Annotated in this window: 19 protein-coding genes; 9 read left to right on the forward strand and 10 right to left on the reverse strand. The window is 63.0% G+C overall.

The window, feature by feature from the left end; translation table 11 throughout:
• Positions 1-62 precede the first annotated feature (62 nt).
• Positions 63-959: a DMT family transporter gene (locus tag EI969_RS23040; protein WP_160389797.1), complete on the reverse strand. Its 897-nt coding sequence runs from the start codon at positions 957-959 to the stop codon at positions 63-65.
• Between the two features lie 89 nt (positions 960-1,048).
• Between EI969_RS23040 and EI969_RS23045 the strand changes: the two genes are divergently transcribed.
• Both EI969_RS23045 and EI969_RS23050 read left to right on the forward strand, forming a co-directional pair.
• A complete protein-coding gene (locus EI969_RS23045; protein WP_160389798.1) occupies positions 1,049-2,380 on the forward strand; it encodes a PLP-dependent aminotransferase family protein in 1,332 nt (443 codons plus the stop codon).
• Between the two features lie 86 nt (positions 2,381-2,466).
• Positions 2,467-3,054 carry a LysE family translocator gene (locus tag EI969_RS23050; RefSeq protein WP_150718355.1) on the forward strand — a complete coding sequence of 196 codons (588 nt, stop codon included), beginning with the start codon at positions 2,467-2,469 and terminating at the stop codon, positions 3,052-3,054.
• Between the two features lie 46 nt (positions 3,055-3,100).
• On the opposite strand, the gene EI969_RS23055 is transcribed toward EI969_RS23050, so the two are convergent.
• From EI969_RS23055 to EI969_RS23075, 5 genes are all read right to left on the reverse strand, one after another.
• Positions 3,101-3,934: an AraC family transcriptional regulator gene (locus EI969_RS23055; RefSeq protein ID WP_160389799.1), complete on the reverse strand. Its 834-nt coding sequence runs from the start codon at positions 3,932-3,934 to the stop codon at positions 3,101-3,103.
• A 33-nt stretch (positions 3,935-3,967) separates the two neighbouring features.
• A complete protein-coding gene (locus EI969_RS23060) occupies positions 3,968-4,471 on the reverse strand; it encodes a VOC family protein (protein ID WP_160389800.1) in 504 nt (167 codons plus the stop codon).
• Positions 4,472-4,576: 105 nt separating this feature from the next.
• Positions 4,577-6,988, reverse strand: a complete 2,412-nt coding sequence (locus EI969_RS23065; RefSeq protein ID WP_371926016.1) for a TonB-dependent siderophore receptor — start codon at positions 6,986-6,988, stop codon at positions 4,577-4,579.
• Positions 6,989-7,165: 177 nt separating this feature from the next.
• The gene (locus EI969_RS23070) at positions 7,166-8,149 is read right to left on the reverse strand and encodes a FecR domain-containing protein (protein ID WP_160389802.1); all 984 of its coding nucleotides are present in this window, start codon (positions 8,147-8,149) and stop codon (positions 7,166-7,168) included.
• Entirely contained in the window at positions 8,146-8,670 is a 525-nt protein-coding gene (locus tag EI969_RS23075) for a sigma-70 family RNA polymerase sigma factor (RefSeq protein WP_150718350.1), read from the reverse strand. The genes EI969_RS23070 and EI969_RS23075 overlap by 4 nt, the downstream gene beginning before the upstream one ends.
• A gap of 292 nt (positions 8,671-8,962) precedes the next feature.
• Between EI969_RS23075 and EI969_RS23080 the strand changes: the two genes are divergently transcribed.
• From EI969_RS23080 to EI969_RS23105, 6 genes are all read left to right on the forward strand, one after another.
• Complete coding sequence (locus tag EI969_RS23080; RefSeq protein ID WP_160389803.1) at positions 8,963-9,211, forward strand: transmembrane sensor/regulator PpyR; 249 nt, start codon at positions 8,963-8,965, stop codon at positions 9,209-9,211.
• Positions 9,211-10,365: an NnrS family protein gene (locus EI969_RS23085; RefSeq protein WP_160389804.1), complete on the forward strand. Its 1,155-nt coding sequence runs from the start codon at positions 9,211-9,213 to the stop codon at positions 10,363-10,365. Before EI969_RS23080 ends, EI969_RS23085 begins: the two co-directional genes overlap by 1 nt.
• Before the next feature lie 172 nt (positions 10,366-10,537).
• Complete coding sequence (locus EI969_RS23090) at positions 10,538-10,993, forward strand: (2Fe-2S)-binding protein (protein ID WP_160389805.1); 456 nt, start codon at positions 10,538-10,540, stop codon at positions 10,991-10,993.
• A 7-nt stretch (positions 10,994-11,000) separates the two neighbouring features.
• Positions 11,001-13,169, forward strand: coding sequence for a xanthine dehydrogenase family protein molybdopterin-binding subunit (locus tag EI969_RS23095; RefSeq protein ID WP_160389806.1), 2,169 nt, complete (start codon positions 11,001-11,003; stop codon positions 13,167-13,169).
• A gap of 1 nt (position 13,170) precedes the next feature.
• Complete coding sequence (locus EI969_RS23100) at positions 13,171-13,752, forward strand: hypothetical protein (RefSeq protein ID WP_160389807.1); 582 nt, start codon at positions 13,171-13,173, stop codon at positions 13,750-13,752.
• Positions 13,753-13,827: 75 nt separating this feature from the next.
• Complete coding sequence (locus tag EI969_RS23105) at positions 13,828-14,409, forward strand: GGDEF domain-containing protein (protein ID WP_160389808.1); 582 nt, start codon at positions 13,828-13,830, stop codon at positions 14,407-14,409.
• Positions 14,410-14,526: 117 nt separating this feature from the next.
• Here the strand turns inward: EI969_RS23105 and EI969_RS23110 are convergent, their stop codons facing one another.
• Positions 14,527-14,952 carry a VOC family protein gene (locus tag EI969_RS23110; RefSeq protein ID WP_160389809.1) on the reverse strand — a complete coding sequence of 142 codons (426 nt, stop codon included), beginning with the start codon at positions 14,950-14,952 and terminating at the stop codon, positions 14,527-14,529.
• A 109-nt stretch (positions 14,953-15,061) separates the two neighbouring features.
• Between EI969_RS23110 and EI969_RS23115 the strand changes: the two genes are divergently transcribed.
• Positions 15,062-15,928 (forward strand): LysR family transcriptional regulator, encoded by an 867-nt coding sequence (locus EI969_RS23115; protein WP_160389810.1) that lies wholly within the window; start codon positions 15,062-15,064, stop codon positions 15,926-15,928.
• A gap of 178 nt (positions 15,929-16,106) precedes the next feature.
• Here the strand turns inward: EI969_RS23115 and fabI are convergent, their stop codons facing one another.
• Genes fabI through EI969_RS23130 form a run of 3 tightly spaced genes read right to left on the reverse strand, consistent with a single transcriptional unit; the run spans position 16,107 to position 19,552 of the window.
• Positions 16,107-16,901, reverse strand: coding sequence for an enoyl-ACP reductase FabI (gene fabI / locus EI969_RS23120; RefSeq protein ID WP_150718343.1), 795 nt, complete (start codon positions 16,899-16,901; stop codon positions 16,107-16,109).
• A gap of 19 nt (positions 16,902-16,920) precedes the next feature.
• The gene (locus EI969_RS23125; RefSeq protein WP_160389811.1) at positions 16,921-18,531 is read right to left on the reverse strand and encodes an ABC transporter ATP-binding protein; all 1,611 of its coding nucleotides are present in this window, start codon (positions 18,529-18,531) and stop codon (positions 16,921-16,923) included.
• A gap of 1 nt (position 18,532) precedes the next feature.
• Entirely contained in the window at positions 18,533-19,552 is a 1,020-nt protein-coding gene (locus tag EI969_RS23130; protein WP_160389812.1) for an ABC transporter permease, read from the reverse strand.
• Position 19,553 lies beyond the last annotated feature (1 nt).

Here is a 19,553-nt window from a genome sequence, read left to right on the forward strand (position 1 = left end):
TTATCACAGCCAGGCTGAGAGCAGACCCATACAGTCATGGGCCTGAACCACCGTATCAGGTGTTATCTGGCGAATTTTTTCGCCCCGGCGACGCAGAGGATCACGGCAACGGTGACACCCAGCATGCCGACGCTGACATGCTCATGCAGCAGGGTGGCGGCCAGGGTCAGCCCGAAAAACGGCTGCAGCAGCTGCAATTGTCCAACGGCGGCGATCCCTCCTTGGGCCAGCCCGCGATACCAGAACACGAAGCCGATCAGCATGCTGAACAGCGAAATGTAAGCCAGGCTGAACCAGGCCGGCAGGCTGATGCCGCTGAACGAAGCCGGCATGCGCATCCAGCTGAGCAGCGCCACGACCGGCAGCGACAGCACCAGCGCCCAGCAAATCACCTGCCAGCCACCGAGGGTGCGCGACAGCTTCGCGCCTTCGGCATACCCCAGGCCGCAGGCGAGGATCGCCAGCAGCATCAGGATGTCGCCTTGTGGGGACGCGGTCAGCCCTTGGGACAGGGCAAACCCGACCACCAGCAGGCTGCCCAGCACCGAGAAAATCCAGAACGCCGCCCGTGGCCGCTCGCCGCCGCGCAGCACGCCGAACACCGCCGTTGCCAGGGGCAGCAGGCCAACGAAGACGATGGAGTGCGCGGATGTCACGTATTGCAGCGCCAGCGCGGTCAACAGGGGAAAGCCGATGACCACGCCCAGGGCAACGATGATCAGCGGTATCAGTTGCTGGCGCGCCGGGCGTTTTTCCTTGAACAGCCACAGCAGGCCTAGCGCGAGTATTGCCGCGATGGTCGCGCGCGCGACCGTCAGGAACACCGGGTCAAACTCCAGCACCGCCACCCGTGTCGCCGGCAGCGAGCCGCTGAAAATCACCACGCCGATCAGGCCGTTGATCCAGCCGCTGGTGCTGTTCTCCAGCGTCCGCTGTTGCAGGTTCGAGGTCCGTTCCATTTGGCTCACGCTCATTGTCTGATTGCACGAAGCCCATCGTATGAGCGACTATCGATACAATCAAAAAATTGTCATGGATACATCTCGACATGCCACGATCGCGCTATAAAACCCTGGTGGATGCCTTTGCCGCCGACATCCGTTCCGGCTGTCTGCCGCCCGGCACGCGCCTGCCGACTCACCGGCAACTGGCAACCGAGCACGGTCTGGCGCTGGTCACCGCCAGCCGGGTGTATGCCGAACTCGAGGGCATGGGACTGGTCAGCGGCGAAACCGGACGCGGGACCTTTGTTCGGGAAACTTCGCTGCCGCCGGGGCAGGGCATCTCCCAGCATGTGGTGGCGGCGGGGATGCTTGACCTGAATTTCAACTACCCGTCATTGCCCGGCCAGGCCGACCTGTTGCGCAATGCCTTGCGGCAGCTGGCGTTGTCCGGTGACCTCGAGGCGCTCCTGCGTTATCAGCCCCACGCGGGACGCCTGCATGAGCGGGCCTCGGTCGCGCGCCATCTGGTCCAGCGCGGGCTCAACGTGCCGGCCGAACAGGTGTTGATCGTCAGCGGTGCCCAGCATGGCCTGGCGGTGACGCTGATGACGGTGCTCAAGCCCGGTGATGTGATCGCCGCCGATGCGCTGACCTATCCCGGTTTCAAGACCCTGGCCGAGAGCCTGCATCTGGAAGTCTTGCCGATTCCGGTCACGGACACCGGACCTGATCTGGTCGCGCTGGAAAAACTCTGCCGCAGCCGATCGGTGCGGGCCGTTTACTCGATGCCGACCTTGCACAACCCCTTGGGCTGGGTGATGGATGCCGCTCAGCGCGAGCAACTGGTGGCGATAGCGCGCCAGCATGACCTGACGATCATCGAGGACGCCGCCTACGCGTTCCTCGCCGAAAACGTACCACCACCCTTGGCCGAGCTGGCGCCGGAGAGAACGGTGTACGTCTCGGGCCTGTCGAAGAATGTCGCCACCGGACTGCGCGTCGGCTTCATTGCCGCGCCGGCGCAATGGGTCGCCGCCTTCGAGCGCACCATCATGGCGACCACCTGGAACACCCCCGGCGTGATGACCGCCATCGCCACGGCCTGGCTCGACGATGGCACCGTCGGCCAGCTGGAGGCGCAAAAGCGTGCGGACGCCCAGGCCAGGCAGGCCCTGGCCCGCGAGGTGCTTGCGGGGCTCAAGACCATCAGTCACCCCAATTCCTACTTCATCTGGTTGCCGTTGGCCGAAGACGCCCGGGCCGACCAGATCGCCATGGCGCTGATGCGCGAGCAGGTCTCGGTGTCGCCGGCCGAGCCCTTTGCCATTTCGGCTCACGTGCCCCACGCGATACGCCTGGCGCTGGGTTCGGTGGACATGGACTCGCTGCGTCTGGCCTTGGCCAAAGTGAAAAGTGTCGTGGATTACTACTCATAGCGAGACAGGGGAGTTTTGTTCAATACGCGAGCCGGCTGGCTCATTACCTTGAGGGCCTTGTTCAACTCGATGGAAGAAGGTGTGCAATGAGTCTGATGATATCCATGGCGGCGTTTGCGCTGGTCGCGTCCATCACGCCGGGGCCGGTGAATATCGTGGCGTTGAGTTCCGGCGCGCGCTTTGGCTTCAGGGCCAGCCAGCGTCATGTGGCCGGGGCCACGCTGGGGTTTGTCCTGCTGCTGGTGCTGATGGGATTGGGCCTGCATGAGCTGTTGCAACAGTGGCCGGCACTGACACAGGTGGTGCAATGGGCGGGTGTCGCTTTCCTGTTGTACATGGCGTTCAAGCTGGCGGCTGACAATGGGCAGGTGCAAGCCAGTGATTCGGCGCAAGCCCCGTCGATGCTGTATGGCGCGATCATGCAGTGGCTCAACCCGAAGGCCTGGCTGGCTTGCGTGGCCGGCATGGGTGCGTTCGTCGCCGATGGCGAAGCACGCCTGGTCTGGCAGTTCGCGGCGATCTATCTGGTGATCTGCTATGTGTCGGTGGGGTGCTGGGCGTATGCCGGGACGTTTTTGCGTGGGTTTCTGAACAACCCGGCGGGGATGCGATTGTTCAATCGCGCGATGGCGTTGCTGTTGGTGGTGAGTGCGGTGTATCTGCTGTTGCCGTAACGGCAGTCACCACAGACTCAACCAAACCACAGATTCAGCCTATGCCTCAGCCGCGATACTGCCCCGGCGTCGCCGCCAAATGCTGTTTGAACGCCCGTTGAAAATGCGCCTGATCGGCGAACCCGGCTTCCAGTGCCACGTCGGCAATCAGCTTGCCGCTGCGCAATTGATCCCGGGCGAACTGGATGCGCCGGTTCACCAGGAACGCGTGGGGCGTCATGCCGTAATGCTGTTTGAAGGCGCGGATCAGGTAGGACGGTGACAGTTGCGCCGCCTCGCAGATGTCTTCGAGCCTGAGGGTTTGCGTGCAGTGTTCGCGGATGTAATCGGCGGCACGCTCGAGCTTGAAATTGGGTTCGCGCAGCGGCTGATCGACCGGGTTGAGTCGCAACTGGACTTCAGTGAAAAACTCCACGGCCACGCTGTGTTTGCGCAGCACATCCTGCCGCGGATCGACCAACACCTCATACAAGCCCGCCACGCCGGCAAACAGGCTGGCGTCCTGGGTATGGGTCAGCGAAAAACGGCGAAACGCCGAGTCATCGCTGAACCCGAGCTGGTGCTGCAAGTCGGTTAGCCACGGCGTATCGACGTACAACATCAGGTACGACCAGGGCTGGTCTTCGATCGGGTTGCAGGCGTGGACGTCGCCGGGGTTCATCAGCACCACCGTGCCGACGCCGACCTCGAAGGCCGACTGCTCATGCAGATAGGTGCTGCGCCCGGCGGTGATCGCCCCGATGGAAAAGTGCTCGTGGGCGTGCCGGGTGTAGCAGACTTCGCGCCCGTCGGCGATGGAACGGGCCTCGATGAAGGGCAGGGCGTCATCGCGCCAGAAGCGCGGGGCCTGGTCGGCGTTCTTGGCTACGGCGTGCTTCATGCTCGGTCCTCGGCAGGTCAGTGCCCGAGTGTATTAGCTCTCGCCGTCAAAGGCTCGTTGCAGTGTGGCGATGTCGAGTTTTTTCATCTGCATCATCGCCTGCATGGCCCGTTGCGATTTTTTCGTGTCGGGGTCCTTGATCATGTCCATCATGGCGACGGGGACGATCTGCCACGACAGCCCGAACTTGTCCCTGAGCCAACCGCATTGCTGGGCCTCGGGTGCGCCACCGGCCGAAAGGTTGCCCCAGTAATGGTCGACTTCTTCCTGGCTCAGGCAATTGACCTGAAACGACACCGCCTCGCTGAACTTGAACAACGGCCCGCCGTTGAGGCCGGTGAAACTCTGCCCGTCGAGCTCGAAGCTGACGGTCATCACCGAACCTTCGGGCCGACCGTGGAACTCGAAGCCGGCGTGGCCGTAATGGGTGATGGCGGTGATTTTCGAATGGTCGAAGATCGAGCAATAGAACTTCGCCGCCTCTTCGGCCTGATCGTCGAACCACAGGCAGGGCGTGAGTTTTTGTACACGTTGCATGGCGGGCACTCCTCGGCAGGTTATGCATGCTGGATTACAGCGTAGCCAGCCTGAATGGGTTCGGCAGTACCGTAGATCGCCAAACGGGGTGTTTCAGGGGGGCGCTCAGAACGCCCAGCGGGTGGTCAGTTGCAGGGTGCGCGGTTCGCCGTAAAACCCGGTGCCGAAGTTGCCCAGCCCGGTGTAGTAGGTTTTATCGAACAGGTTCTTCACGTTCAGTGTGGTGCTCAGGTGCTCGTTGAAGCGATAGCGCGCCATCGCGTCTACCAGGGCGTAGCCCGGCTGGGTGATCGTGGTGTCATGACCGAAGTTCACGCTGTCGGCGGGGTCGGGGCGGAACACGTTGCCGAAGAATTCGCTTTGCCAACTCACGCCTGCACCGACGGTGAGCCCGTCCCACGCCCCTGGCAGGCGGTAGGTGCTGAAGACTCGCACCACCTGTTGCGGTGCAGTGGTTTGCAGCACCGAGCCGTAGACGTAGTCACCCTTGGCATCGCGGGTGTGGTTGTAGGTGTAGCCGGCCGACAGGTTCCAGCCATCGCGCAATTCGCCGGCCAGTTCGAACTCGAAACCTTTGGTGGTGGCGCCCTGGACGGCGCGGTACACCGACTCGGTATCCACGCCGCTGACATACTCGGCGATGTTGTCCTGCTCGATGCGGTACAGGGCGAAACTGGCGTTCAGGCGTCCGTCGAAGTATTCGGCCTTGATGCCCGCTTCAAGGCTTTTGCCTTGCACCGGATCAAGCAGTTGCCGGTTGGCGTCCTTGCTCATTTGCGGCTGATAGATGCTGGTGTAGCTGGTGTACACCGACCAGGTGTCATCGAGGTCGTAGACCAGCCCGGCGTAAGGCGTGACGACACCGCTCTGGTGATAGCTGTCGCGCAGGTCGGCGGTCTGCGGGTCGCTGTAGTCCAGGTCGTCGTGTCCGCTGAAGTTGCTGACACGGGTGCCGAGGATCAGCGCCAGGTCATCGGCGGGTTTGAGCCGGGTGGCCAGGTAGGCGCCGGTCTGGCGCTGGACGATGTCGTCGCTGCCCACCCGCGGGATCTCGGGTTTGGCAAACTCGCCGCGCCAGTCGAAGATGCTGCCGTCCACCGGCGGGTACACCGAGCCGTACACCGGGATGTCCTGGCGCGTATTCATCGACATGAAGCCCATGATCAGTTGGTGTTCGCGGCCTGCCAGCGTGAACGGACCGCTCAGGTTGACGTCGATGTTGTCCTGCACCTGGTCGCCCTTGAACCTGCCCATGTACATGAACATGCCTTCACCGCTGACCGGGGCCGGGTTGCCGCCGCTGGCAGAGGCGAGGAAGGTATCGTGCTGGCGGTGCTTGCGGTCGTAACTGACCTTCAGCGCCCAGTCGTTGGCCAGTTGCTGCTGCACCTTGGCGAACAGCGTCTGGTTGGTGAAATCACGACGGCTCCAGTCGGTGGCCGGGTTGAAGGAACGGGAGAAATCGGTGCGCGAGCCGTCGCTGTAGTACATCGGGAAACCGGTCCAGCTGGCGCCCCGGGAGCGGGTGTCTTGCTGGTCGATGCCGACGGTGACGAGGGTGTCCGGGGTCAGGTCGGCCTCGACTATGCCGTAGGCGATGTCCCGGGTGTTGCGGTAGTGATCGACGTAGGCGCTGCGGTCCTGATAGACGCCCACAAGACGCCCGCGGACATTGGCGCTGGCGCTCAGCGGGCCGGAAATGTCGCCTTCGCTGCGGTAGTTGTCCCAGGAGCCGACGGTGCCGCTGACCGAGGCCTTGAAGGTCGAGGTCGGGCGCTTGCGAATCAGGTTGACCGTCGCCGAGGGATCACCCGCCCCGGTCATCAGGCCGGTCGCGCCCTTGATGATTTCGATGCGGTCATAGGGGGCCATGTCGGTGCTGGTGGTGCCGTAGTCATAGACGCCGTCGTAGTCGGTATTGACGCCGTCGTACTGGAAGTTGGTGATCGGCAGGCCCCGGCTGGAAAACTCCCAGCGCTCGCTGTCGTAGTTCTGCACGCTGATGCCGGGAGCGCGGCGCAGGGCGTCGACGATGCTGGTGGCGCCCTGGTCGTCCATCATTTGGCGAGTGATGACCGTGACCGATTGCGGCGTTTCGCGCAGGGACAGCGGCAGGCCGGTGGCTGAAGACGTCGAGCCGATGGTGTAGGCGTGGGAGTCCTCGCTGATGGACCCGGGAGCCTGCCCGGAAATATTCGTCGCCCCCAGTTCCAGTGCGCCCTGTTCGACAGGAACGGCGTGCAACACGTAGCCGCCGTCCCCCTGGCGTTGCGCTTGCAGGCCGCTGCCTTGCAGCAGGCGTTGCAAGGCTTGCTGCCGGCTGTAGACACCGTTGAGGCCAGGGCTGCGTTTGCCGGCAGCGAGGTCATTGTGCCCGGCGAGAAAAATCCCGGCCTGTTCGGCAAAGCTGTTGAGGACGCTGACCAGCGATCCGGCCGCAATGGCGTAATGGCGTGCCTGGCTGTCGGGTTGTTCGCGGTTGACGAGGGGGCCGGCATGAGCCGGCGCCACTTGCATACCCGGTACGCCAATCGCCAGCGCCAGCACCAGCGGATGCACGGCGAAGCGGTTGCGGGTCAGGGTGGCGCGCGGCATGGAGTTCCCGGGAGTCGGATCATTCGGCATTCGAAGTGCTTGAAGAATTAACCGAACGAGAAAGGCAAAAGGGAACCGCTGCGCCAGAAAAAACCTTCATCAGGTTTTCGGGCCGACGCTGACCCACCATTCCAGCGTCTTGTGCACCCGCACCGGCAATGCCGCTTCGAGCAGGCGCAAGGCCTGGTCGGTGTCCTTGAGCGGGAACGAACCCATGACCGGCAGCCCGGCCACTGCCGGGTCACATCCCAGGTGCCCGGGACGGTAACGGCTCAGCTCTTCGAGCAACTGCCCCAATGGCAGGTTGTCCGCCAGCAACAGGCCTCGGTGCCAGGCTTCGCGGCCGGCCGAGGCAGCGGTCGCTGCAGGCAGGTGGTTTTGCGTAAAGCACAGCTGTTGTCCGGCCTTGATCACCTGCACCTGACCCTGGGGAGTGCGGACTTCGACTGCGCCTTCGTAGACGTTCAGCAACGTTTGCCGGTCCTCCTGGCGCACGCTGAAACGCGTGCCCAGCGCACGCATCCGGCCCTCGGCGGTTTGCACCAGCAGCGGACGACTGGTGTCCTTGGCGGTGTCGATCAACACTTCTCCGGCCTGCAACAGCAGTAACCGTTGGACGCTGTCGAACTGCACATTCAGCGCACTCAGGGCGTTGAGCCAGACCCGGCTGCCATCGCTGAGCCGTGCTTCGCGGGTTTCGCCGGTGCCGGTGGCGAGGTCGGCGGTCCAGCGGGACAGGGTCAGCGGCAGGGCGCTTTGCCGCCATGCGCTCCAGCCGAGCCCGCCGCCCGCCACCAGGATCAGCAGGCTCTTGACCGACTGGCGGCGGCTGATGGAAGCGCGACCGCTGTTGCGTAACACGTGGCCGGCCGCCTGTTGATGATTGTCCTGTAGCGCGGCAAAGCGCTGGCTCACGCGCTCGACGTAGTGCCATGCAGCCTGATGTTCGCCGCTTTGCGCCAGCCAGGCTTGCCAATGCTCGCGCTCCTGCTCGCCGACCTGTTGATCGTTGAGCTGCACGTACCAGCTGGCCGCCTGTTCGAGGCTGGCATGGCTGATGGCGTTCGTGGCGGCGCGGGTCATTGAATCAGCAGGCCGTCGAGTTCGGCTTCGAGCATTGCGCAATGCATCAGGGCCTGGGCCAGGTACTTTTTCACCATGCGCTCGCTCACGCCGATTTCCTCGGCAATGTTGCGGTAGGGCAGCCCATGCACCTGCGCCAGGATGAACGCCTCACGCACCCGCTGGGGCAGGCGCTGCAGCATGGCATCCACTTCGTACAGGGTTTCGACAATGATCGCCCGCTGCTCCGGCGAGGGCTGGACGGCCTGGGGCTGTGCGGCCAGGGTCTCGAGCCACGCCTGTTCCAGCTGTCGACGACGCCAGTGGTCAATGCACAGGCCACGGGCGATGGTCGCCAGATAAGAGCGTTCGTGGGTTTCCCCGTCAAACACCTGAGGCCGCTTGAGCACCCGGATGAAGGTGTCATGGGCCAGGTCGGCGGCATCGAACGCATTGTTCAAGCGTCGGCGCAGCAACTCGTGCAGCCAGTGGTGGTGGCTGGCATAGAGGTTCTGGACGCTGGAGGAGTCGGCAGCCGTCATCGTGAGTACATGTCCATGGGTGATCCGTTCACCCGCGTAAATAAGAATTGATCGCGATTAAAACAAAAGGCCTATGACTGTGCAAATGATATTGGTTTGCTTTTATCAGGCCCGAGCGGGCTTTGATTGGGTGTGCAGTCTTAATGACTCCATATAGAGTCATAAAGACTATTTTGTGCTCGAGTCAAATAGACTCTTATTTCTTGAGGTCATTGATTTACAAGGGAGTATTTTCTGGCACGAAACATGAAGCAGGCAACGTACAACTGAACGCCATCAGGAGTACGCCACCATGTTCAACTTCTTCAGCAACCCCCGCAACGTCCTTCAACTGTCCAGCCACGTGCTCGGCGCGGGTCTGGCGATGCTGCTGGCCGGCATCTACGGGGCCTATCTCTACGACGGACATCTGTCGATCGTCGTGCTGGTGAGCCTGCACGCCATGACGATTATCGGCCCGACCCTGTTGAAAATCGGCTATGTCATGCGCCTGCTTTCCCAGTACCGCCTGAGCCGAGGCCCGGTCCGGGTGGTGGCTTGATGCGCCGGCTTGCCGTTGCGCCGCTCTTCAGCCTGGGCTTTCGCCCGTTCTTTCTCGCCGGGGCCGGGTTCGCCAGCCTCGCCGTGGCAATCTGGGCCGTGTGGCTGTATGGCCGTTTACCCGGTGCGCAACCGCTGGGCGGCATGCTGGCCTGGCATCGACATGAAATGCCCTTCGGCTTTGCCTCGGCCATCATCGCCGGGTTCCTGCTGACGGCGGTGCCCAACTGGACCGGCCGGCCGGCGCTCAAGGGCTGGCCGCTGATCGGCCTGATGCTGGTGTGGCTGCTGGCGCGGCTGGCCTGGTGCCTGCCGCTGCCCGCGCTCTTGCTACTGGCCTTGCAGGCTCCGTTTCTGCCGCTGCTGGCGTGGGTGCTGGGGCGCGATCTGCTGGCTGCGGGCAAGCGCGAGAATTATCCGATTCTGTTGATGGTGGCGCTGTTGGCCGGATGTCAGGCATTGACGTTGCTGGGCTTGGCCGTTGATGACGGCAATCTGCAGCGGCATGGCGTGCTGAGCGCCTTGTGGCTGGTGGGCGCGCTGATGAGCGTGATCGGCGGGCGGGTGATCCCGTTCTTTATCCAGCGCGGCTTGAACCGTCCGCCAACGCCTGCGGCGCACCCGTTGCCGGGCAAGGTGCTGCTGGTCAGCGCCATGCTCGCGGCGGTGTCCTTTGCCGCCGGCTTGAACGACGTTCCGCGCATATCGCTGGCGCTATTGTTTGCGTTGATCAGCGGTTTGCATCTGCTGCGCCTGTGGCGTTGGCATGACCCTGGCCTGTGGCGCGTGCCGCTGCTGTGGTCGCTGTACCTGGCCTACGCCTGGCTCGCGGTGGCGGCGCTGGCCATGGCGCTCTGGCACCTGGGTTGGTTGCCGCAACAAAGCCTGGCCACCCATGCGCTGGCCGTCGGCGGTATCGGCGGGTTGATTCTGGCGATGATCGCGCGGGTCGGCCTGGGGCATACCGGGCGCCTGTTGCAGCCGTCGAAGGCGATCGTTGCGGGTTTTGCCCTGGTGATGCTGGCGGGGGCGTGTCGCGTGTGGCTGGTGCCGTTCTTCGGCTATGGCCTGGCGCTGTCGGCGCTGTTGTGGTGTGGCGCGTTTGCGCTGTTTGTCGGGCGCTACACCGGCATTTTGTTGGGGCCGAGGCTCTAGCGAGCGCTTCCATGGCCGCCCATCGAGGCGGCCTTTGCATGACCGGTGGTCGATGCACCACGGCCTGGCGGTAAATCTGCGCTTAGCTGAAGGGATAACCCGAGGCGCGCGCAGGTTGGACAAGGCCGCAGCGACGCCCCTTCAGATCACCGTGAGTCTGAGGAATTGCGCCATGCTGACCCTGAACATCAATGGCCAGGATCAGGAGCTGGATGTCCCCGCCGACATGCCGCTGCTCTGGGTCTTGCGCGACGTCGCCCACCTTACCGGCACCAAGTTCGGCTGTGGCATGGCCCAATGCGGGGCCTGCACCGTCCACGTCGACGGCGCGCCGCTGCGTTCCTGCATCACACCGGCGACCGCCGTCGCCCATGGACAGAAGATTCTCACCATCGAAGGCCTGTCGACGGACGGCTCGCACCCGGTGCAACAGGCCTGGGCGGAGCTCGACGTGGTCCAGTGCGGTTACTGCCAGTCCGGGCAGATCATGTCGGCCGCGGCGTTGCTGGCGAAAATTCCGCAGCCGACTGACAGCGACATCGATCAGGCGCTGTCCGGCAACATCTGCCGCTGCGGCACTTACCCGCGGATCCGCGCGGCGGTCAAGCGCGCCGCCGAGCTGGGTTGAGGCGGCCATGAACAGGATCAATGCATTATCGCGTCGTGGTTTCCTCAAGGGCAGTGCGTTGCTGGGCGGCGGTCTGGTGGTGGCGTTTGCCATGCCCGGCGCTCACCGGTTCGCCATGGGTGCGGAGAACCAGGGCAACGTGTTTGCGCCAAACGCCTTCCTGCGCATCGGCAATGACAACAGCGTCACCGTGTTGCTGGGGCACTCGGAGATGGGCCAGGGCATCTGGACCGGCCTGACCATGCTGATTGCCGAAGAGCTCGATGCCGACTGGTCGAAAATCCGCGTCGAGCATTCCCCGGCATCCGCCGCCGATTATGGCCTGCCTGGCTTTGGCGGGATGCAGATCACCGGCGGCTCGACCTCGACCTGGATGGAATTCGACCGCTATCGCCAGGCCGGCGCCGCCGCGCGCTTGATGCTGATCGACGCGGCCGCCAAGCGCTTCAATGTCGCGCCGTCCGAGATCCGCACCGAGTCGGGCGTGGTGATCGCCGGTGAGCATCGCGCCACCTATGGCGAATTGGCCGACGCCGCCGGGCAGTTGCCACGGCCGGACCCTGCCTCGATCAAGCTCAAGGAGGCGAAAGACTGGCGGCTGATCGGCAAACCCACCCAGCGTCTGGACACTCCGGAGAAAATCACCGGCCGGGCGAAGTTCGGCATGGACGTGCAGTTCGATGGGCTGATGACGGCGATGGTTGCCCGTTCGCCAACGTTCGGTGGCAGCGTCAAATCCTTCGAAGGCGCCGAGGCGCTGGCAATTCCGGGCGTGCACAAAGTGGTGCAGGTGCCGACGGGCATCGCGGTGATTGCCGATCATTACTGGGCGGCGAAGCTGGGGCGCGATGCGCTGAAAATCGACTGGGATCCGGGGCCGAACGCCGGGCTCAACAGCCGGGCACTGCTGGAAAACTTCCGCAAACTGGCCACCACGCCCGGCCTGAATGTCGCCAAGGCGGGCGATACCCAGGCTGCGCTGGCGAAAGCGGCCAAGACCATCGACGTTGAATACAGCGTGCCTTACCTGGCCCACGCGCCGATGGAACCGCTGAACTGCACCGTGAGCATCACCCAGGACAAATGCGAAATCTGGACCGGCACCCAGTTCCAGACCCTGGACCAGATGATCGCCGGGAAAATCACCGGGCTCAAACCCGAACAGGTGCAGATCCATACCGAGTTTCTCGGCGGCGGTTTCGGGCGCCGGGCCAACCCGACCTCGGACTTCGTCAGCGAAGCGGTGTACGTCGCCAAGGCCGCCGGTGCACCGGTGAAAACCGTGTGGGCGCGGGAGGATGACATTCGTGGCGGCTATTACCGCTCGGCGTTCCTGCACCATGCGCGCATCGGGCTGGGCGCTGACGGCCTGCCACTGGCCTGGAAGCATGTGCTGGTCGGGCAGTCGATCATGGCCGGGACCTCGCTTGAAGCGAGCATGGTCAAGGACGGGATCGACAAGACTTCCGTCGAAGGCGTGGCCGACAGCCCCTACATCGGCGCCCTGGCCGATCACCAGATTGAACTGCACTCCCCGAAAACCGGGATCAGCGTGCTGTGGTTGCGTTCGGTAGGGCACACCCACACCGCGTTTGTCATGGAGTCGCTGATCGATGAACTGGCCACGGCGGCGGGCAAGGATCCGGTGGAATATCGGCGCGCCTTGCTCAAGGAGCATCCGCGTCACCTCGGCGTGCTCAACCTTGCGGTAGAGAAGGCCGACTGGAAGGCACCGCTGCCCGATGGCCATGCGCTGGGGGTGGCGGTGCATGAATCGTTCGGCAGTTACGTGGCCCAGGTGGCCGAGGTGTCCCAGGAAAACCTCGCCATCCGCGTGCATCGGGTGGTGTGTGCGGTGGACTGCGGCATCGCGGTCAACCCGAAGAGCATCGCCGCGCAGATGGAGTCGTGCATCACCTTCGGCCTGGGCTTTGCCTTGCACAGCAAGTTGACGATCAAGGACGGGCAAGTGGTGCAGTCCAACTACCACGACTATCAGGTGCTGCGGCTCAACGAAATGCCGGTGGTCGAAGTGCATATCGTGCCCAGCAGCGACAAGCCCGGCGGCATCGGCGAAACCGGCGTGCCACCGACGGCGCCGGCGGTGGCCAACGCAGTGTTCGCCCTGACCGGACAGCGTCTGCGCGAGCTGCCGTTGCAGCTGTCGGGGGTGTGAGATGAAACGCCATCATTGGTTGCTCGGGACGGTGGTCCTGGTCTGTCTCTTCGCCTATGCATCGCACGTGTTCGCCGATGACCGCGAGGCCTTGCAGGCGTTCGACACCGTGCAGAAAGTCTTCCAGAGCCCGCGTTGCCAGAACTGCCACATCCCCGGGGATGCGCCGCTCCAATTCGATGCCGGCGTGCCCCACGCGATGAATGTCGTGCGCGGCATGGACGGCAAGGGCTCGGCCGGCTTGCCCTGTGCGACGTGCCATGCGCAAGGCAACCCGCCCGCCAGCTACGGTCCCCACGCGCCGCCCGGAGCGCCACACTGGAGCCTGCCGCCGGCAGCCCAGCGGATGGCCTGGATCGGCCTGCCGGCCGACCGGTTGTGCGCGATGATCAAGGATCGCGCGAGCAACGGCGATCGGGATTTCGCCGCGCTGATCAAACACGTCAGCGAGGACAAGTTGGTGCTGTGGGGCTGGAATCCTGGGGGTAATCGCGCACCGGTACCGGTGCCGCACGATGTCTTCGTCACCCAGTTCAAACGCTGGGCCGATGCAGGAGGGCCGTGCCCGGTGACGGGTAGCTGACCAACGGCACGCTTGCGGGGAGTCAATGCGGGTATGGGCGACTCTAAAGTGCATACCCGTCAAAAGGAGTCAACAATGTTGATCTCAGGCAAAACGGGCAAATCGGGCCGCTCCACAAGCCCCTTGCTCACGCCACAGCAAGAACGGGAGCGGCTGCGTGAAATGGCGCGCCTGGCCGAGCGAGAGCTGGCCGGCGTGCAAATGGCAAGCATGGATGAGCTGACGCTGCTGTCCAATCGCCATGGCTTCACCGCGCTGGCCCGCCTCGGACTGGACGCTTGCCAGGAGCTGCAGACGCCGGCGACGCTGCTGTACTTCACCCTCGATGAGTTCAAACGCATCAGCTATCTGTACGGCCGGGCCAAGGCTGACGATGCACTCAAGACCTTCGCCGACGTGCTGCGTATCGCTTTTCGTGAAAACGATGTGGTCGGCCGGCTCGAAGGCGACCGCTTCGTGGCGCTGCTGACCGGATCCAGCAGCGTGGAGATTGCGGCAATCAAGGCTCGGCTCAATGAGATACTCGATGAGCGCAACGCTATGGCGCAGCGCAGTTATGACATTAGCTTCAGCGTCACCCAGGTCGAATATGATCCCGTCATTCACGGCTCGATCGAGGAACTGCTGGGTGATGCCGAGAGTGTGATGAACCGTTAGAACAGTGGTGAATAGGCGGGCCTCATCGCGAGCAAGCTCGCTCCCACAGTAGAATTGTGGTGCTCACAAAACCTGTGGGAGCGAGCTTGCTCGCGATGGCGTCCTAACAGGCACCACCTATTTGGCAAACAACTGCCCGATATCCTTGAACGCCTTGAACTCCAGCGCATTGCCGCAAGGATCAAACAGGAACATCGTCGCCTGTTCACCCACCAGCCCCTGAAAACGAATCCCCGGCTCGATCACGAAGCGAGTTCCCAGCGATTTCAGCCGCTCGGCCAGCGCCTCCCACTCGTCCATCCCGAGCACCACGCCAAAATGCGGCACCGGCACATCGTGGCCATCCACGGCATTGGTGTGCGCGGCTTCCTGCGCCAGGTTTTTCGGTGCGAGGTGGATCACCAGTTGATGGCCGAAAAAATTGAAGTCCACCCAGTGATCGCTTGAGCGACCTTCTTCCAGGCCAAACACCGCGCCGTAAAAGTGCCGGGCGGCAGGCAAGTCGTAGACCGGTATGGCCAGGTGAAAAGGGGACAGTTGCATCGGGCGAACCTCGCTGGTGGGTGTGGGTTGAGTTTAGCCCTGTGCTTTTTGATTGAAAGACGATAATTTTTGCAGCGAGCTCAAATTATTTCGATCAATCGAGGCCGCCATGTTACGAGAACTGAAAACCTTTATCGCGGTGGCACGCCATGGCACCTTCGCCGCCGCGGGCATGCACATCGGCCTGACGCAATCGGCAGTCAGCGCGCAGATTCGCAACCTGGAACAGGCCCTGGGCATCCGTCTGTTCGATCGCACCGGCCGCCAGGCGCTGCTCAATGCGGCGGGGCAGCGTGCGTTGCCGATGGCCAGGGAAATGCTCGAAATCTTCAGCCGCATGGCGGTCAGTGACGATGTCAGCGAGTACCGCGGCGAACTGAAAATCGGTGCGGTGGCGACGGCGCAGACCGGGCTGCTGCCGCAGGCGCTGCTGCGCTTGCGGCAACAGGCACCTTTGCTTGAGCCCAAGCTGGTGCCCGGTGTGTCGCTGAACCTGCTGAGCCAGGTGGACACGGGCGAAGTGGACCTGGCGATCCTGATCAAGCCGCCGTTCGAGTTGCCCAAGGAACTGTTCGCGCAGGTGATTCGCCGGGAACCCTTTGTGCTGATCGTGCCGGCGGACCTCGAAGGCGATGATCCATTGCAACTGCTCGCCGAGCATCCTCATGTGCGCTACGACCGCAATTCGTTTGGCGGGCGGCTGGTGACGCGGTTTCTGCGTGAACAGAAGATCGAGGTGCAGGTGGCGCTGGAGCTGGATGAGCTGGAGGCTATTGTGAAAATGGTCGAGTGTGGGTTGGGGGTGTCATTGCTGCCCGAAGCCGGGTTATGGCTTGAACACGGGGCCAAGGTACGAATCATCCACTTGGGCGAGTTGACGTTCTATCGGGAGATTGTCTTGCTGCAGCGCTATAGCCAGCGAAATCAGCCGATTCAGCAGTTGTTTGCGCAATGCCTGACGCCGATAGCTGACTGAACATAACCCCTGTGGGAGCGAGCTTGCTCGCGATAACGGACTGACATTCACAATTGATGTCGACTGACAGACCGCTATCGCGAGCAAGCTCGCTCCCACAAAGGGTGATGTTTGTCCGTGAAATCTCGGGCATAAAAAAACCCGCCGGAACAGGCGGGTTTTTTTGGCTGGTCGAAGATTACTCTTCGATGCTGCCCATGGCCGTGGTGTTGAAGCCACCGTCCACGTACATGATTTCACCGCTGATGCCGGACGCCAGGTCCGAGCACAGGAAGGCGCCGGCGTTGCCGACTTCGTCGATGGTGACGTTGCGACGCAGCGGGGTTTGCGCTTCGTTGGCGGCCAGCATCTTGCGGAAGTTCTTGATGCCGGAAGCGGCGAGGGTGCGGATCGGGCCGGCCGATACGCAGTTCACGCGAGTGCCGTCCGGGCCCAGGGAACCGGCCAGGTAGCGTACGCCGGCTTCCAGGGAAGCCTTGGCCATGCCCATCACGTTGTAGTTCGGCATGGTGCGCTCGGCGCCCAGGTACGACAGGGTCAGCAGGCTGCCGTTGCGGCCTTTCATCATTTCGCGGCCGGCCTTGGCCAGGGCCACGAAGCTGTAGGCGCTGATGTCGTGGGCGATGCGGAAGCCTTCACGGGTGGTGGCTTCGGTGAAGTCGCCGTCCAGTTGGTCGCCCGGGGCGAAGCCGACGGAGTGCACGATGCAGTCCAGGCCGTCCCACTTCTTGCTCAGTGCTTCGAAGACCTTGGCGATTTCTTCATCGCTGGCCACGTCGCACGGGAAGCACAGCTCAGGGTTCGAACCCCAGCCTTGGGCGAATTCTTCGACACGACCTTTCAGTTTGTCGTTCTGATAAGTGAAGGCAAGCTCAGCGCCCTCGCGATGCATGGCGGCAGCGATGCCGGATGCGATGGACAGCTTGCTGGCGACACCGACGATCAGTACGCGCTTACCGGCGAGAAAACCCATGTGTTGCTCCTCTTTCAGGTTATTGCGCAGTGGCTGGAGCCAGAAAAGCGGCTTCCAGCAACTGCTGTGTATACGGATGTTGGGGGGCGGCAAAAATGCTTTGCGCGTCTCCCTGTTCGACCACTTGGCCATGCTTGACCACCATCAACTGGTGGCTCAGCGCTTTCACCACAGCCAGGTCATGGCTGATAAACAGATACGTCAGGTTGTACTTGCTTTGCAGTGAACGCAAAAGCTCCACTACCTGGCGTTGTACCGTGCGGTCGAGGGCCGAAGTCGGCTCGTCCAGCAAAATCAACGCCGGTTTTAACACCAATGCCCGGGCAATGGCGATTCTCTGCCGTTGCCCTCCGGAAAATTCGTGGGGGTAGCGGTGCCGGGTTTCCGGATCCAGGCCTACCTCCTTCAGTGCTGCAATGATCGCTTGTTCCTGTTCCGCCTCGGTGCCCATCTTGTGGATCCGCAGGCCTTCGCCAACGATCTGGCTCACGCACATCCGCGGGCTCAGGCTGCCAAACGGGTCCTGAAACACCACTTGCATCTCCCGCCGCAGCGGGCGTACCTCGTTCTGCGTCAGGCAGTCCAGCTGCTTGCCTTCGAAGCGGATCGCGCCTTTGCTGCCGATCAGCCGCAAAATGGCCAGCCCCAGCGTGGATTTGCCGGAACCGCTTTCACCCACGATCCCCAGGGTCTGGCCCTGGGGCAGGCTGAAGTTGATGCCGTCCACCGCCTTGACGTAATCCACCGTGCGCTTGAGCAGGCCTTTCTTGATCGGAAACCAGACTTTCAGGTCCTCGACCGCCAGCAATGGCGGGCCGATCACGTTGCTTGCAGGCTTGCCGCCGGGCTCCGCTGCCAGCAGTTCCCGAGTGTACGGATGCTGCGGCGCGCGGAACAGTTCTTCGCACGATGCCTGTTCGACGATGCAACCTCGCTGCATGACACATACGCGATGCGCAATTCTTCGCACAAGGTTCAAATCGTGGCTGATCAACAGCAACGCCATGCCCAGGCGAGCCTGCAGTTCCTTGAGCAATTCGAGGATTTTCAGCTGAACGGTCACGTCCAGCGCGGTGGTCGGCTCGTCGGCGATCAGCAGTTCCGGCTCGTTGGCCAGGGCCATGGCGATCATCACCCGCTGCCGTTGGCCGCCGGACAATTCGTGGGGCAGGGCCTTGAGGCGCTTGTGCGGCTCGGGGATGCCGACCATCTCCAGCAGCTCCAGGGTGCGTTTGGTCGCAACCTTGCCGGTCAGGCCCTTGTGAATGCCCAGCACTTCGTTGATCTGTTTTTCGATCGAGTGCAGGGGGTTGAGCGAGGTCATCGGCTCCTGGAAGATCATCGCGATGCGGTTGCCGCGAATGTGGCGGATGGTTTTTTCTTTCAGGTCCAGCAGGTTCTGCCCGGAATACGAAATGGTCCCGGACGGATGCCGGGCGAGCGGGTAGGGCAGCAGGCGCAGGATCGAATGCGCGGTCACCGATTTGCCAGAGCCACTTTCACCGACCAGCGCCAGGGTTTCGCCGCGCTTGATGTCGAAGCTGACGCCTTCGACCGCCCGCTGGCAGCGATTGCCGACGACAAACTCGACGGACAGGTCGCGCACTTCGATCAGATTGTCATGATTCATTTCACTTCCTCGGGTCGAAGGCATCGCGAGCGGACTCGCCGATGAACACCAGCAGACTCAACATCAAGGCCAGCACGGCAAAGGCGCTGATGCCCAGCCATGGCGCCTGCAGGTTGGATTTGCCCTGGGCCACCAGTTCACCCAGCGAAGGGCTGCCCGCCGGCAGGCCGAAGCCGAGGAAGTCCAGGGCGGTCAGGGTGCCGATGGCGCCCGTGAGGATGAACGGCATGAAGGTCATGGTCGAGACCATCGCGTTGGGCAGGATGTGGCGAAACATGATCGCACCGTTCTGCATGCCCAGGGCGCGGGCGGCGCGTACGTATTCCAGGTTGCGCCCGCGCAGGAACTCGGCGCGCACCACGTCCACCAGGCTCATCCACGAGAACAGCAGCATGATCCCCAGCAGCCACCAGAAGTTGGGCTGCACGAAGCTGGCGAGGATGATCAGCAGGTACAGCACCGGCAGCCCGGACCAGATCTCCAGGAAGCGCTGCCCGGCCAGGTCCACCCAACCGCCATAGAAACCCTGCAAGGCCCCGGCGATCACGCCGATGATCGAGCTGAGCACGGTCAGGGTCAGGGCGAACAGCACCGAAATGCGGAAGCCGTAGATCACCCGGGCCAGCACGTCGCGGCCCTGATCGTCGGTGCCCAGCAGGTTGTCCGCCGAGGGTGGGGCCGGGGCCGGGACTTTCAGGTCGTAGTTGATGCTCTGGTAGCTGTAGGGAATCGGCGCCCACAGCACCCAGGCGTCCTTGGCCTTGAGCAGTTCGCGGATGTACGGACTCTTGTAGTTGGCCTCCAGCGGAAATTCACCGCCGAAGGTGGTTTCCGGGTAGCGCTTGAGCGCCGGGAAGTACCAGTTGTTGTCGTACTGCACCGCCAGCGGCTTGTCGTTGGCGATCAGCTCGGCGCCCAGGCTGGCGCCGAACAGGATCAGGAACAGCCACAGCGACCACCAGCCACGCTTGTTGGCCTTGAACAGTTCGAAGCGTCGGCGATTGAGTGGGGACAGGTTCATC

The sequence above is a fragment of the Pseudomonas sp. PB101 genome (assembly GCF_009764265.1).
Classification (GTDB): Bacteria; Pseudomonadota; Gammaproteobacteria; order Pseudomonadales; family Pseudomonadaceae; genus Aquipseudomonas.

Coding starts and splice junctions, on each gene's coding strand:
- EI969_RS23040 (WP_160389797.1), bottom strand. CDS start 959: ATGGAACGGACCTCGAACCTGCAACAGCGGACGCTGGAGAACAGCACC.
- EI969_RS23045 (WP_160389798.1), top strand. CDS start 1,049: ATGCCACGATCGCGCTATAAAACCCTGGTGGATGCCTTTGCCGCCGAC.
- EI969_RS23050 (WP_150718355.1), top strand. CDS start 2,467: ATGAGTCTGATGATATCCATGGCGGCGTTTGCGCTGGTCGCGTCCATC.
- EI969_RS23055 (WP_160389799.1), bottom strand. CDS start 3,934: ATGAAGCACGCCGTAGCCAAGAACGCCGACCAGGCCCCGCGCTTCTGG.
- EI969_RS23060 (WP_160389800.1), bottom strand. CDS start 4,471: ATGCAACGTGTACAAAAACTCACGCCCTGCCTGTGGTTCGACGATCAG.
- EI969_RS23065 (WP_371926016.1), bottom strand. CDS start 6,988: ATGCAAGTGGCGCCGGCTCATGCCGGCCCCCTCGTCAACCGCGAACAA.
- EI969_RS23070 (WP_160389802.1), bottom strand. CDS start 8,149: ATGACCCGCGCCGCCACGAACGCCATCAGCCATGCCAGCCTCGAACAG.
- EI969_RS23075 (WP_150718350.1), bottom strand. CDS start 8,670: ATGACGGCTGCCGACTCCTCCAGCGTCCAGAACCTCTATGCCAGCCAC.
- EI969_RS23080 (WP_160389803.1), top strand. CDS start 8,963: ATGTTCAACTTCTTCAGCAACCCCCGCAACGTCCTTCAACTGTCCAGC.
- EI969_RS23085 (WP_160389804.1), top strand. CDS start 9,211: ATGCGCCGGCTTGCCGTTGCGCCGCTCTTCAGCCTGGGCTTTCGCCCG.
- EI969_RS23090 (WP_160389805.1), top strand. CDS start 10,538: ATGCTGACCCTGAACATCAATGGCCAGGATCAGGAGCTGGATGTCCCC.
- EI969_RS23095 (WP_160389806.1), top strand. CDS start 11,001: ATGAACAGGATCAATGCATTATCGCGTCGTGGTTTCCTCAAGGGCAGT.
- EI969_RS23100 (WP_160389807.1), top strand. CDS start 13,171: ATGAAACGCCATCATTGGTTGCTCGGGACGGTGGTCCTGGTCTGTCTC.
- EI969_RS23105 (WP_160389808.1), top strand. CDS start 13,828: ATGTTGATCTCAGGCAAAACGGGCAAATCGGGCCGCTCCACAAGCCCC.
- EI969_RS23110 (WP_160389809.1), bottom strand. CDS start 14,952: ATGCAACTGTCCCCTTTTCACCTGGCCATACCGGTCTACGACTTGCCT.
- EI969_RS23115 (WP_160389810.1), top strand. CDS start 15,062: ATGTTACGAGAACTGAAAACCTTTATCGCGGTGGCACGCCATGGCACC.
- fabI (WP_150718343.1), bottom strand. CDS start 16,901: ATGGGTTTTCTCGCCGGTAAGCGCGTACTGATCGTCGGTGTCGCCAGC.
- EI969_RS23125 (WP_160389811.1), bottom strand. CDS start 18,531: ATGAATCATGACAATCTGATCGAAGTGCGCGACCTGTCCGTCGAGTTT.
- EI969_RS23130 (WP_160389812.1), bottom strand. CDS start 19,552: ATGAACCTGTCCCCACTCAATCGCCGACGCTTCGAACTGTTCAAGGCC.